The sequence below is a fragment of the Paenibacillus sp. J23TS9 genome (genome assembly GCF_018403225.1).
In the GTDB taxonomy this organism is placed as follows: Bacteria; Bacillota; Bacilli; order Paenibacillales; family Paenibacillaceae; genus Paenibacillus_AQ.
Map to the genome: position 1 here is coordinate 1 of NZ_BOSG01000004.1, position 13,313 is coordinate 13,313.

Annotated in this window: 12 protein-coding genes and 2 tRNA genes; 5 read left to right on the top strand and 9 right to left on the bottom strand. The window is 47.3% G+C overall.

Annotated elements, in window-relative coordinates; translation table 11 throughout:
• Positions 1-550: 550 nt before the first annotated feature.
• The 3 genes from KJS65_RS21480 to KJS65_RS21490 form a co-directional block, all read right to left on the bottom strand.
• Positions 551-624 (bottom strand) — tRNA-Gly (locus KJS65_RS21480).
• Between the two features lie 15 nt (positions 625-639).
• Positions 640-713, bottom strand: a tRNA-Pro gene (locus KJS65_RS21485).
• Positions 714-811: 98 nt separating this feature from the next.
• A complete protein-coding gene (locus KJS65_RS21490) occupies positions 812-2,914 on the bottom strand; it encodes a bifunctional diguanylate cyclase/phosphodiesterase (RefSeq protein WP_213651914.1) in 2,103 nt (700 codons plus the stop codon).
• A 209-nt stretch (positions 2,915-3,123) separates the two neighbouring features.
• Here KJS65_RS21490 and KJS65_RS21495 point away from each other — a divergent pair, with 209 nt between their 5' ends.
• The gene (locus tag KJS65_RS21495; RefSeq protein ID WP_213651915.1) at positions 3,124-3,447 is read left to right on the top strand and encodes a YbjQ family protein; all 324 of its coding nucleotides are present in this window, start codon (positions 3,124-3,126) and stop codon (positions 3,445-3,447) included.
• Between the two features lie 13 nt (positions 3,448-3,460).
• Complete coding sequence (locus KJS65_RS21500) at positions 3,461-3,712, top strand: HD family phosphohydrolase (RefSeq protein ID WP_213651916.1); 252 nt, start codon at positions 3,461-3,463, stop codon at positions 3,710-3,712.
• Positions 3,713-3,776: 64 nt separating this feature from the next.
• On the opposite strand, the gene KJS65_RS21505 is transcribed toward KJS65_RS21500, so the two are convergent.
• Complete coding sequence (locus tag KJS65_RS21505) at positions 3,777-4,736, bottom strand: aldolase catalytic domain-containing protein (RefSeq protein ID WP_211146957.1); 960 nt, start codon at positions 4,734-4,736, stop codon at positions 3,777-3,779.
• A 216-nt stretch (positions 4,737-4,952) separates the two neighbouring features.
• Between KJS65_RS21505 and KJS65_RS21510 the strand changes: the two genes are divergently transcribed.
• The 3 genes from KJS65_RS21510 to KJS65_RS21520 are packed head-to-tail and all read left to right on the top strand — an operon-like array spanning position 4,953 to position 7,442.
• Positions 4,953-5,192, top strand: coding sequence for a FeoA family protein (locus KJS65_RS21510; RefSeq protein ID WP_136604015.1), 240 nt, complete (start codon positions 4,953-4,955; stop codon positions 5,190-5,192).
• On the top strand, positions 5,189-7,198 hold the full coding sequence (gene feoB, locus KJS65_RS21515) for a ferrous iron transport protein B (protein ID WP_213651917.1): 2,010 nt from the start codon (positions 5,189-5,191) through the stop codon (positions 7,196-7,198). The genes KJS65_RS21510 and feoB overlap by 4 nt, the downstream gene beginning before the upstream one ends.
• Positions 7,199-7,220: 22 nt before the next feature.
• Entirely contained in the window at positions 7,221-7,442 is a 222-nt protein-coding gene (locus KJS65_RS21520; RefSeq protein ID WP_213651918.1) for a FeoB-associated Cys-rich membrane protein, read from the top strand.
• A 96-nt stretch (positions 7,443-7,538) separates the two neighbouring features.
• On the opposite strand, the gene KJS65_RS21525 is transcribed toward KJS65_RS21520, so the two are convergent.
• From KJS65_RS21525 to leuB, 5 genes are all read right to left on the bottom strand, one after another.
• Positions 7,539-9,086 carry a leucyl aminopeptidase gene (locus KJS65_RS21525; protein WP_244864708.1) on the bottom strand — a complete coding sequence of 516 codons (1,548 nt, stop codon included), beginning with the start codon at positions 9,084-9,086 and terminating at the stop codon, positions 7,539-7,541.
• A gap of 107 nt (positions 9,087-9,193) precedes the next feature.
• The gene (locus tag KJS65_RS21530) at positions 9,194-10,306 is read right to left on the bottom strand and encodes an ATP-binding protein (protein WP_213651919.1); all 1,113 of its coding nucleotides are present in this window, start codon (positions 10,304-10,306) and stop codon (positions 9,194-9,196) included.
• A gap of 335 nt (positions 10,307-10,641) precedes the next feature.
• Positions 10,642-11,049, bottom strand: coding sequence for a hypothetical protein (locus KJS65_RS21535; protein ID WP_213651920.1), 408 nt, complete (start codon positions 11,047-11,049; stop codon positions 10,642-10,644).
• A 242-nt stretch (positions 11,050-11,291) separates the two neighbouring features.
• A complete protein-coding gene (locus tag KJS65_RS21540) occupies positions 11,292-11,837 on the bottom strand; it encodes a peroxiredoxin (protein ID WP_213651921.1) in 546 nt (181 codons plus the stop codon).
• 366 nt (positions 11,838-12,203) lie between these two features.
• Positions 12,204-13,283 carry a 3-isopropylmalate dehydrogenase gene (gene leuB / locus KJS65_RS21545; RefSeq protein WP_213651922.1) on the bottom strand — a complete coding sequence of 360 codons (1,080 nt, stop codon included), beginning with the start codon at positions 13,281-13,283 and terminating at the stop codon, positions 12,204-12,206.
• Positions 13,284-13,313: the final 30 nt, after the last annotated feature.

Below are 13,313 nucleotides of genomic sequence, written 5' to 3' on the forward strand. Positions count from 1 at the left end.
CTTCCAGCTCGCGATATAGAGGAAATGTTGACGCGCGTCCTCGGTGGGACTACCCGGTGAAGCAGGCTCGGACGGTCGCCCCCACGCTGCGTCGGTTCTCTCCTACACAACCGCTCAAATAAAAAAACGCCTTTCGGCGTTATGTTTTATGTATGGAGCGGGTGATGGGAATACTCAACATTTTGATTCAAATGCGAGCTTCCAGCTCGCGGTATAGAGGAAATGTTGACGCGCGTCCTCGGTGGGACTACCCGGTGAAGCAGGCTCGGACGGTCGCCCCCACGCTGCGTCGGTTCTCTCCCACACAACCGCTCAAATAAAAAAACGCCTTTCGGCGTTATGTTTTATGTATGGAGCGGGTGATGGGAATACTCAACATTTTGATTTAAATGCGAGCTTCCAGCTCGCGGTATAGAGGAAATGTTGACGCGCGTCCTCGGTGGGACTACCCGGTGAAGCAGGCTCGGACGGTCGCCCCCACGCTGCGTCGGTTCTCTCCCACACAACCGCTCAAATAAAAAAAACGCCTTTCGGCGTTATGTTTTATGTATGGAGCGGGTGATGGGAATCGAACCCACGCTATCAGCTTGGAAGGCTGAAGTTCTACCATTGAACTACACCCGCATCGAAAACAAAGTATCGGGATGACACGATTTGAACATGCGACCCCCTGGTCCCAAACCAGGTGCTCTACCAAGCTGAGCTACATCCCGCTGATACTCACGACTTCATGGTAGTGAAGACAAGAAATAATATATCACGAGTAAGCGGGATATGCAACTCTTTTTTTGCTTGGACATCGCTATCATGGCTAATGCAGTAGAAATGTCTTCTCAAAATCCTTAGGAAGGATTGGCTTACTGAAATAATAACCCTGTCCCTCATGACAGCGTTGTTCTCTCAGGAAACGAAGCTGCTCCTCATTTTCCACCCCTTCGGCAGTCACTTTAAGCTGTAAGTGGTGAGCCATGGACGTGATGGTGGATACAATGGCAGCATCGTTATGATCACTCATGACCTCATGGACGAAGGAACGGTCAATCTTGAGCCTGTCGATCGGCATGTTCTTCAGGTAATGCAGTGAGCTGTAACCTGTGCCAAAGTCATCGATGCTGATAAAGACACCAAGCTCTTTCAACCGGCGCAACTGCTCGAAGGCCGTTTCCTTGTCAAACGTCATGCTTTCTGTAATCTCAAGCTCCACATACTTGGGTTCCAGCCCGATTTCATTCAATATTTGGCCAATTTGGTCTGCCAGCTGCGGCTGCAGAAACTGACGCATAGACAGATTGATGGACACACAAATCGGCTTGTAACCTGCGTCCTGCCACTCTTTATTCAGCGTGCAGGCCGTCCGGAGCACCCACTCACCGATCGGGACAATTAAGCCGCTCTCCTCAGCCAATGGAATGAATTCCAGCGGCGAGACGTTACCTCTTTTTGGATGCTTCCACCGCAAGAGTGCCTCCATGCCGACAATTTCAGTTGTTTCCAAGTGAACCAGCGGCTGATACTCCAGATAAAACTCATTCCGTTCGAGAGCCTTGCGAAGATCATTTTCCAGCTTGAGTCTTTCCTTAGCCTTACGCTGCATCGAAGGTACGAAATGGCGCACATCTATACCGTAGTCCTTCGCATGATGTACTGCAGTGTCTGCATGCTGAATGACCTCTTCCGCCGTGTCTCCGTCTTCTGGATAGACGGCCATACCTGCGCATAATGAAATATGATAATCATAATCGTCAATCGTTATGGGCTTTTCAAACAGCTCCAGCAGTTCTCTGACCCGGCTTATCGCTGAATCCACGTCGACTAGCGAAGGAATGATCAAAGCAAACTCGTCGCCGCCCATGCTGAATACCTCTTCTTTAGGAAGAGAATTACGCTTCAGTCGGTCTCCCACCATCTGCAGAAGCTGGTCCCCGGCCTGATGTCCAAGCGAATCATTGATATTCTTAAACCTGTTAACATTGAATACCACGATTCCGGACTTGCCGTTATCCCTTCCCTGCACCAGCCTGCCCAGACGTTGGTTCAGCCGCCGCTTGTTGGGCAGTCCTGTAAGGTCATCATGAAAAGCAAGATAGTTCATCTTAGCCTCGATGCGCTGCTGCTCACGGAATGGATCTTCAATAGTCAGCCGGTAAACACCTTTTAACATCAGATAATAAGACACGCTACCGCAAAGAACTCCTAGTAAATAGTTGATATCGTATGTATTTTCGGCACTAATAATCAGACCTTGGCCGATGGTAATGTAAATCAAAGCACGGATAATAATCAGAAGCGAGGGAGCCCGTTCCTTTCGGCCTCGATATACGATGGCAGCCATGCCGCTCAGACAGACAGCCACAATCACAAGACCCATCAGCTTCATAAGATTGTTCATGCTTCCACTGCTTGTCAGTGGCGGTAAAACACGGTTCCATATCACAAAAGCAGCAATGCACATCACCGTAAGCAAACTTGTCGCCGTGAAAACAATGCTTTTATGCGCGAGCGAGACCATGGAATCCTTCAAGCTGTAAATGCATAAAATCCCGGTTGCAAATAGGAGCTTTGAAAGAATGAGCAGCCATAAACCGTTATTCGCTGTAAGGGTGTAACCAAAAAGCGAAACTCCCATCAGACTTAAGGTCTGTAAAAGATCACAAACCGCCACGCATAAAAATAACGCGGCCGTATATAGCCTGTAGCGTGATAGCTTGTGTGAAAACAAAAGCCACCCCTGTGAGAAAATAGAAAATCCCACTGCCACACAGCAGCTGCTAAGAAGAATAAAAACTGTTATGAATGCATCTTTATCCAATACCTGAAACGCAAACGCTGATTCTGCCAATTGTAGTGCTGCAAATAACGCTATCCCCCATAGGGCTGCTTTGATCGTTCGTTTCTCCTCGACTCTTGTACGCATAAAGCCATCTGACCCCCGGGTTATCCTAAAATAATGAAGATGGTTTCACGCTAAATAATTCCACATATTTCCCCCTTTTCCTGCTAGGATCAGACAATAATTTTACAGCCTCTGCCACTCTTCGACAGAAGACATGGATGAATAAATATTTGAATCCTTTTTCGCCTTCAATCGTAAAATAAGATATCACACTGAAGGAGTGAATATGGATGATCGTAGTTACGACAGAGCACATACATAATCATGAGGTTGTTGAAGTGCTGGGCACGACATTTGGTGTCGTTGTCCGGGCTCGGGGAATCGGCGGCGATATTATGGCATCATTAAAGGGACTGGTTGGCGGAGAAGTGAAGCAGTACACACAGATGATTGAGGATGCCAGACGGCAGGCCATGGACCGGATGGTGCAAAATGCGCATGCCATGGGCGGAGATGCTATTGTGATGATGCGCTTCGACAGCGGGGATATCGGCAACAATATGAGCGAGATCGTCGCATATGGTACCGTGGTCAGAACGAGACCTATCGGTTAATGTGGACATTCATATGGGTGCAATTGTGGGTATCATCTTGATTTACGGTCTGCAGCTTGTCGTATTTTTACTTCTGCTCTGGCTCAGTTGGCGCTTCTTCGATCGCAGGTACCGCCGCAAAGATGAAGACGCTGTACAAAGGGATCTCTTGAGCGGTAAGTTCACGCCTACTCCTGAGATATTTGTAGACCCGCGGGACGGTTGCAAGTATCAGGTATATTACAATAAGGAAACAGGAGAACGGGAATATGTCCGCATCAAATAGCTTCCGTTATAAAAAAAAGCTTGGCCGCAATTTATGCGGTCAAGCTTTTTCACTCTTCTGCTGATTAATTCGTGTCGAAATTAACTTCCGGCGTGGTCAGCTTGTCATAGAATTCCACATATTTATCCTTATCCTTCGATGCACGCTGTGCCATGGCCGAGCGCGGATGCTCGTCCAGCGTACCTGTAATCATGTAAGGAATGAGATAACCCCATTCTTCCTTCTCACGAAGTGGAATCATGAAGCGTTCGATGATATCCAGCACCGGACGCAACGTGTAGTGTGTATTCTTCAGATGCGTTACAAGAAGCTCAGTCGGACAGTTGCCCGCAGCGCGCCCCATACCGAACACAGACGCATCCAGCAATTCCACCCCGTGCTCAGCAGCAGTCAGCGTGTTGGAGAACGCAAGCTGCATATTGTTATGCGTATGTACCCCTAAGCGTTTATTCGGCAGATAGTTTTTAAACTTTTCTACCAGATATTCAACATCCTTGTGATCCAGACTTCCGTAGGAATCGACGATATACACGACATCGACCACGCTGTCCTTAATCATTTCAAAAGCTTCAAGGAGCTCATTCTCCATGACATTGGACAAAGCCATGATGTTCAGTGTGGTCTCGTATCCGCGGTCGTGGAATGTTTGAATTAATTCCAACGCCTTGTCCACGTCTTTAATGTAACAGGCAACACGGATCAGATCGAGCATGCTTTCCGTTCGCGGCAAAATATCATCCACATCTACCCGGCCAATATCGACAAGAGCGGATAATTTAGTTTTACCCTTTTGAGGAATTACCTGGCGCAGGAAGTCATCATTCAAAAACCGCCATGGTCCCGCTTGATCGGCGCCCTTAAGCAGCTTAGGGGAATTTTTATAGCCAATTTCCATATAGTCAACGCCAGCCTCATTCAGTCCGGCATACAAGCTCTGTACAAATTCAACGCTGAAATCCCAATTGTTCACCAGTCCACCGTCACGAATTGTACAATCCACAATCTTACAGGGATTTGTCTTCAACAAAAACTTCCCCTTCCATGATGAAATTTATTATTTTATCATACTTGAATTACAGTGCTAAAGTAAAGATGAATATACATTTATTCGCATTCCAGGCATAATTCAAAATATATACATATTGGAAGAAGGATAGATATTGTAGCCTCCCCCTCCCGCATGCTATATTACAGAGTGAAATGAGATTGATTATCACTCTCTTCTGGGGGAATACAGCGAATGAATCAGCCAACTCAACTGTTGAATTTAAAGCCTGGTACAGCAGGCTCCATATATGCAATCAAAGAAATGAATCCAATTCTGCGCCAGCGCTTGTATGATCTTGGCGTTCATGAAGGCTCCACTGTTTTCATGAAGCAGCGTGGTCCCTTTGGAGGTCCTATCACATTGGAATGCAACGGGCAGCTTTTCGGCATCCGCCTGAAAGAGGCGAAAGAAATTGAGGTGTCGATCTGTTGAGCTCCTTTGCGTTGGTCGGTAATCCGAATACTGGTAAAACTTCACTTTTCAACACACTGACGACCTCCTATGAATATGTAGGCAACTGGGCTGGTGTCACCGTAGAAAAAAAGATCGGAGACTTAAAAAATGGCGGCGGCCAGCTGGTCGATCTGCCAGGCATATACTCCCTGCATCCCCTATCCAGAGATGAGAGTGTCGCTGCACAGTATTTAATGGAAGAAACACCCTCCGCTCTCATCAATATTGTGGATGCCTCCCAGTTGGAGAGAAATCTCGCACTTAGCATTCAGCTGCTGGAATATGGGCGTCCGATCATCCTAGGGCTAAACATGATGGATGTGGCCGCAAACCGCGGTATACATGTGGATATTCATAGGCTTCAGGAACAGCTCGGAGTTCCCATTATTCCGCTCGTCGCCCGTACAGGCAAGGGCAGCTCGAAGGTTTTGAGTACGCTGAAGGAAATCCCGGCTGCAGCGTCGCCAGAATTAAAACTGGACTATGGAGCGGCAGAAGCAGCCATAACAGACATTGAAAGCCTGCTCGCAACCACATCCGGACTGCCGAATCACCGCTGGGTTGCACTCCAGCTGCTCGCACAAAACCCAGTTATTCTTCAAGCATTATCCTCCAAAATAGATATGAATTTAGTGAACGACATTAGCAAAAACTGTGAAGAACAGCTCCAGCAGATGGGACTTCCCTCCTCCTTGCCGGATTGGATACGTTCAGTACGCACCGGATTTATCGAAAAACTATGCTCTGCAGCCATGGATCGTTCTTCGCAAAAGCCGCATAATTTGACAGAACGCCTGGACAACATTTTGACCCATCGTTATTTCGGCATACCGATTTTTCTTATATTCATGTTTTTGCTCTTTAAAGTTACGTTTGACTGGATCGGCAATCCGCTGTCGGATGTGCTGGACGGATTTATATCAGGAACGGTAAGTGACGGAATCAATAAAGCGCTGGATCTGGCAGGCGCTTCATCCTTCACCCACGCTTTGATCGTAGACGGCATCGTGGCCGGTGTGGGCGGAGTACTTGTCTTTATTCCGCAAATTTTCATCTTGTTTCTTATCATATCCTTTATCGAGGATTCGGGTTACATGGCTCGTGTCAGTCTATTGATGGACAGTCTCATGGAGGCCGTCGGCCTGAACGGCAAGGCCTTCATTCCTTTTATCATCGGGTTTGGCTGTAATGTACCCGCCGTCATGTCGGCGCGCAGCATTGAACAGCCCAAGGATCGGCTGCTGACCACTCTGCTCATTCCATTGATGTCCTGCTCAGCAAGACTGCCGGTATACGCGTTGTTCGCAGGCGTCTTCTTCCAGAGCCACCAGGCACTTGTCGTTCTATCCATGTATGTACTCGGCATTGCGATGGCGCTGCTGCTGTGCAAGGTATTCTCATCTTACTTGCTGAAGAATGAATCCTCCGTGTTTATCGTAGAACTGCCACCATATCGGTTACCTCAGGGACGCACCCTGATGCGGGGTACCTGGGAAAAAGGCAAAGGATTCCTGAGAAAAGCCGGCACACTCATTCTTGGCGGCTCAGTGCTGATCTGGCTCCTCTCCTACAGCGGACCGGGAGGCTTCGGTGTGGAGATGAATAACAGCTTCCTAGCCAAAATTGGCGGGCTGATGGCCCCGCTGCTGGCACCACTCGGTTTCGGGACCTGGCAGTCAGGTTCTTCACTGTTGACCGGATTTTTAGCAAAGGAAATCGTCGTTTCAACCATGAATATCATTTATCACGTCCCTAATATGGAAGGCTTACAAGGACAGATCGCGCATAGCTTTACATCCCTTCAGGCATTCAGCTTCATGGCATTTGTGCTGCTGTACACGCCATGTCTGGCTACCGTGGGTGTGATCCGCAAGGAGACCTCCTCCTGGCGCTGGACGATATTTTCCATCGGTTATGCAGTCGTTCTTGCTTATCTTATATCTCTGATTATTTATCAGGGCGGCCATTTGTTGGGTTTGTCTTAAGTTGTGGCCCGACCTTACAGAAATGAGGTGCATATCCTTGATTGATATTTTGATTATCGGCGTTATTTTCGCCTATGCTGCATGGACACTTTTCCGTTATGTAAAAAAGAGTAAGAAAGGTGCCTGCGCTTCCTGCTCCCTGAACAAATCCTGTCAGTCAGCCTGTTCTATTCCGGAAGCAACCATGCCTCACACCAATAACGCAGGAGACATCCGTTCCAGAATCCAGCCAAAAGAAAAATAATCATCGTTGCATTTTCACAGCTGACAGAATGCTCTTAGAAAAATAATGGGCAGCCCCAAGTTCCCAAAGGAACCAGGGGCTGCCCATTTTTCATAGTTATTTTTTCATTGCTTCCTGTGAAAGAATCCATTCGGTAATGGTGCGGACCATGACTCCTGTCGCCCCTTTCGGATTGACCCCCCGCTCCTTATTCACAAAAGCCGTACCTGCAATATCCAGGTGGATCCAGGGCAGCCCCTCTGCAAAGGTACCGATAAATAAGCCTGCGGTGATCGCAGCGCCCCTAGCCCCCGTGCTGTTGCTAAGATCGGCCACATCGCTTTTCAGCATATCCCAGAATTCCTTATATGCAGGCAGGGGCCATACCTTCTCACCGGTTCGTTTGGAGGCCAGAATGAACTCCTCGAGCATGGTATCGTCGTTCGTAACCACCCCTGTGGCTATGTCACCCAGAGCCGACAGTACAGCTCCCGTGAGCGTAGCGACATCAATGAGCTTAACAGCTCCCTGCTGCCTCGCATAGGTCATGCCGTCCGCAAGCACAATCCTGCCTTCCGCATCGGTGTTTAAAACCTCTATAGTCCGCCCGCTGAGGCTATGAATAATATCTCCCGGCTTGAATGCATTGCCTCCCGGCATATTTTCAGCTGTGGGGATTACCATCACGACATTAACCGCAGGCCTAAGGATGCCCAAGGCATTCATGACACCGAGCACAGCGGCAGCACCGCCCATATCGCTGATCATTTCCTCCATCCCAACCCGCTTTTTCAGCGAGATGCCTCCTGTATCGAATGTAATGCCTTTACCAACAAGGCCTGTAACATCGCTCCATTCAGCTCTGCCTTGATATTTGATCATTATCAGTCGCGGCGGATGCACACTGCCCTTTCCGACAGCAACCAGTCCGCCCATACCCAGCGTCTCTAGCTGCTTTTCATCCAGAACAGCTGATTCGAATCCATGCTTTTCCGCGATCTCCATGGCGGCCTTGGTCAAATCGTCAGGTACCAGGAAGTTTCCTGGCAAATTGGTTAAATCTCTAGCCAGACAAGTGGACTCAGCATATGCCTTTCCGCGCTGAATGCCAACCTCCCAATCCAATAATTCAGCAGCCGAAACCTTACCTTTTCGCAAAAATATCAGCTGCTCAATTCCCTTGTAGGAGGAAGTATTCTTTTTATACTGCTTATGGCGGTAGGAGCCTAAGATCATTCCTTCCGTTATTGCCTGGGCGGCTACAAGAGCATTTTGCTCCACCGAAAAGGTAAGCAGCGGTGAGCTGAGCTCCCATGCCAGCTTTTTCGCCCTCATTTTTAATGCCTGCCTTGCTGCCTGAGCAGATGCTACTCTTAGTTCCTCTGATGTTAGAGGGCGCTCGCCAGCACCCACAAAAATCACCGTCCGGTATTCTCCGCGTCCCGGAAGCGGGACGGCATACGTTTGAAAAGGCGCAGCCTGAAACAGATGACTCTCCATCAAAGGCATAAGCATTGAATTCCACACCTGCTGCATGCTTCCATCCTGAATGCCCTGGGGTGATACCAATACAATAAACGCGTCAACATCATACTGCCCTGCGTCGAGATCTTCTTTCCAATCCATTGATACCTGTATATGTTCAGAACCGTAATATCCATTCATGGGCGATCTTCCTTTGTCTTGAAGTTTTCGGACGTTTAATCATATATATTATTCCACGTTTGTCCAAAGCAACTCCAAAGACCGTTTCTTTTGCCCAAAAAACAAAACTAGATCATCTCCACAATCGGCAGAGAAATCACAAATTCAGTTCCTTTGCCAACGGTGCTGTTGACGGCGATATACCCTTTATGATTTTTGATAATCCGGTAGCTCACTGACAGTCCGAGGCCTGTCCCGCTTTCCTTCGTCGTAAAAAAAGGATCAAACAGATGAGAGAGCGTATTATGGTCCATCCCTTTACCATTGTCCGTAATGCAGATATGTACGTTCTTGTTGTCGCGATTCGTCTGGATTTCAATTAACCCGCCATTTTCACCGCTTAGGTGATCAATCGCATCCATCGCATTTTTAACCATGTTTAAAATTACCTGCTTGATTTGCTTCACGTCAACTGAGATATGTAGAGGCGGGATGTCGTCATGCAGCATCACTTGGCAGCCTTTCATCAAAGCCTCACTCTCGGTCAGCAGCACGACTTCCTTAAGCAAGGAAAGTACCGGAATAACCGTGGTCTGAGGGGCGGAAGGCTTTGAGGAATTCAAAAATTCGTATATGATATCATTGGCTCTATCGATTTCCATAAGGATAATGCGGGCGTATTCATCTTTTCCTAATTTAATCAGATGGGGTCGCAGCAGTTGAATAAAGCCTCGGATTGCAGTTAGCGGGTTTCGGATTTCATGTGCAATGGAGGCGGATATTTTTCCAAGCATGGCAAGCTTGTCGTTCCTATAGGCGGTTTGTTCAATTTGCTTAAAATCCGACACATCCTTGACGCTAAACAAATAATCTCCATCCATTTGATCGCCGTACGTTACGGTAAGCAGCCACTGGCGACCGGATTCATCCGTCAGCTCATGGTATTTTTTGCAGTGGAAAATCGTTTCACGATAAATCCGCAGGATTTTCTTTTTCTTGAACCGGCTTAGCTGTGGATGTCGCAAAATTTGCAGCAATGTACAGCCCGTAAGGGATTTACGGGACACTTCCAGCAGCCTGGCCATCTGCACATTAATAAACGTCAGCACACCTTCGCTGTCAAACAGCATTACACCGCTATCCAAGTGCTCCAAAATATTTTCATACTTGTTCTTCACCAGCTGCGTAGATTGAAAAGCCTCAAGGGACTGTAGCAACGTCTCCTGGATATCGCTCAACACGATACTCCCCCTTTTCAAGAAAATGAAAGATTCATTCTCTCCCCCATCTCTTATTCTTACATCTATAGACAAACAATAAGAAAGATAGTTTTATCATAGACAAGGTAGCCGGAAAACTCAATCGGAGAAACTGTCGAAAAAACAAAATTATGGTTAAATTTTCTAATTAAATGGCCGCTGCCTTCATATTAGAGGAATTCCTTTTAGCTTAACATATGAACCCCCTCCATTGAATGAAAACAAAAGCACCAAATACATGAATCCACATGTACCGATGCTTTTTACACCTATCATTTTAGGGATTGCTCCCTATTACAATAGATACGCTATGATGATCATGCCTTATGCTGCAATCGCAGCCTCCGCTGGCTCATAACGGCCAATCTTTTCTTTAATTCGCCCTCCCATTTCTCGTCCTGCATTTGTTTGGCTATGGTCAACAAGTCCAGCGCCATATCAATTTGGCTTTGTACGATGTCCTTGGGATCCTCCTTTTCGCAATTGACGACATTTTCGAAAATAGTCTCGTCATCTTCCACGACATAGTCCTGGAAATCAATCTCCCCAGCTCCGTCACCATGCGCATATTCAGCTAAAATTTCATATTCATTCTCAACCTTGTAATGAACTTCAACCCGGTGGCACACGGGACAGAACAGCAGGGGAACATTGTGGACCTGAGTGCGATAATGTTTTAATGTTCCCTTGGTTCCAACCATACTCGCTCCGCAGCAATAACTCATGCTAGTTCACCCTCCTCTTGATTCCACCGTATTCTTCATAATGTATTCGCTTTATTCTATGTCAATTCCTTTTTCCGTTTCAACGGACAGCATAAATTTCCTGCATTTTCTTCCTGTTATATATCAACGTATTTCCCTGGGTTTAAACGAATTATTCAAACCGCAAAGGTGTAAAAAGCCCCCGTTGCCGGTATGAGATACTAACCTCACAGCCGGCAAAGGGGGCTTGTCCATATTTAATGTTAGGCTAACAGGTTCTTGTCTCCTGGTTTCCAGTTCATTGCGCACAATCCGCCGGATTGCAGAGCTTGCAGAACACGGAGAGTTTCTTCAACGCTGCGGCCGATATCATTGTGGTTAACCACTTGATATTTCAGTTCGCCTTCAGGGTTGATGATGAACAAGCCGCGCAGCGCTACGCCTTCTTCTTCGATGTATACACCGTAGTCTTTAGCAACGGATCTAGTGATGTCCGAAGCCAGTGGGAAGTTGATTTGTCCCAGACCGTTGGAATCTCTTGGAGTCGTGATCCAAGCTTTGTGACTGTGGATAGAGTCTGTACTTACGCCCAAGATTTCAGCGTCAAGTGCTTTGAATTGGTCTGCAGCATCGCTAAGTGCTGTAATCTCAGTCGGGCACACGAATGTGAAGTCCAGAGGATAGAAGAAGAATACGAGCCATTTACCGCGGTAGTCGGTCAGACTTGCTTTACTGAAGTCGGATCCGTCACCTGTTACGGTTTCCATTGTAAAATCAGGAGCTGCTTTACCTACTAAACGTTCTGCCATGTTTAAAAATCCTCCTTTGAGATATATATAGAATGATTGAAAAGCTAACCTTTCATTCCATTCTATATGAAAGAAAAACAATAGTTTTTCTTATTTCATAGTATATGTGATCCCTGTGGAATCTACATTTAAAATGGTATCATTCGTCCTTTTCAAAGTCAAGACTATAAACGTTATTTATTTATAATAATTATAAATAAGATGTTTTCGTGAACAAAAGCTTCCTATTAATATGTAGTTACTTTGAAGCTCGTCTACATTCCGATTTTAAGTATGTACTATATCCCCTCAATACATGCAACAAGCGGGTATCACTTTAATGAAGTGACACCCGCCTGCTATGTTCATCTCAGTCATCTGTACGTATTACTTCTTGATGGCTGCTACAATCAGATCTCCCATCTCACGCGTACCAATCGCTTTGCTCTTATCCACGGCGATATCGCTCGTACGATGTCCTTCGTTCAGTACCTGGGATACCGCTGCTTCAATGGCATCCGCCGCATCGGCATAATTGAATGTCAGACGGAACATCAGGGCAAGCGACAGGATCGTTGCAATCGGGTTAGCCAGGTTCTGGCCCGCGATATCCGGTGCAGAGCCATGTACCGGCTCAAACAATCCGAATGCACCCTCGCCCATCGAAGCTGATGCCAGCATACCGATGGAACCGGTCAGCATAGCCGCTTCATCACTGAGGATATCTCCGAACATATTTTCCGTCACGATAACATCAAAGCTTGCCGGACGGCGGAGCAGCTGCATAGCGCAGTTATCAACGAGTACATGCTCCAGCTCAACATCCGGATAATCTGCAGCTACACGGATGACGACTTCGCGCCACAGGCGCGAGGTTTCAAGCACGTTAGCTTTGTCGACGGAAGCAAGCTTCTTGCGGCGCTTTTGGGCAATTTCGAAGCCTTGGCGCACAATGCGCTCTACTTCAGCTACGTTGTATACGCAAGTATCAACCGCTTCTTCGCCATGCTCACCCTGGCGTCTGAACTTGTCTCCAAAATAGATTCCTCCGGTCAGTTCACGTACGACCATCAGATCCGTTCCTTCAAGCACTTCCGGTTTCAGTGTCGAAGCATCCTTCAGGCAGTCGAACACAACGGCCGGACGAAGATTGGAGAACAACCCGAGTGCTTTGCGAATGCCCAGGAGGCCGGTTTCCGGGCGCAGCTCCTTGGAATTGCTGTCCCATTTTGGACCGCCTACAGCGCCAAGCAGAACAGCATCGGCATTTTTACAAACGGACAATGTCTCTTCCGGAAGAGGTGTGCCTTTTTCGTCTATGGCAATACCGCCAAACAGAGCATGCTCTGTTTCAAAAGTATATCCAAACAGTTCTTCTGTACGTTTAAGCACTTTCTCGGCTTCCGCTACGACCTCTGGTCCTATTCCGTCTCCGCTGATTACGGCAATTTTCTTCACTTCTGGCATGTTTTCCGTCACTCCTTATGGTTACTTCTC

Coding starts and splice junctions, on each gene's coding strand:
- KJS65_RS21495 (WP_213651915.1), top strand. CDS start 3,124: ATGATCGTAGTTACGACAGAGCACATACATAATCATGAGGTTGTTGAA.
- KJS65_RS21500 (WP_213651916.1), top strand. CDS start 3,461: ATGGGTGCAATTGTGGGTATCATCTTGATTTACGGTCTGCAGCTTGTC.
- leuB (WP_213651922.1), bottom strand. CDS start 13,283: ATGCCAGAAGTGAAGAAAATTGCCGTAATCAGCGGAGACGGAATAGGA.
- KJS65_RS21540 (WP_213651921.1), bottom strand. CDS start 11,837: ATGGCAGAACGTTTAGTAGGTAAAGCAGCTCCTGATTTTACAATGGAA.
- KJS65_RS21510 (WP_136604015.1), top strand. CDS start 4,953: ATGAATCAGCCAACTCAACTGTTGAATTTAAAGCCTGGTACAGCAGGC.
- KJS65_RS21520 (WP_213651918.1), top strand. CDS start 7,221: ATGAGGTGCATATCCTTGATTGATATTTTGATTATCGGCGTTATTTTC.
- KJS65_RS21535 (WP_213651920.1), bottom strand. CDS start 11,049: ATGAGTTATTGCTGCGGAGCGAGTATGGTTGGAACCAAGGGAACATTA.
- KJS65_RS21525 (WP_244864708.1), bottom strand. CDS start 9,086: ATGAATGGATATTACGGTTCTGAACATATACAGGTATCAATGGATTGG.
- KJS65_RS21490 (WP_213651914.1), bottom strand. CDS start 2,914: ATGCGTACAAGAGTCGAGGAGAAACGAACGATCAAAGCAGCCCTATGG.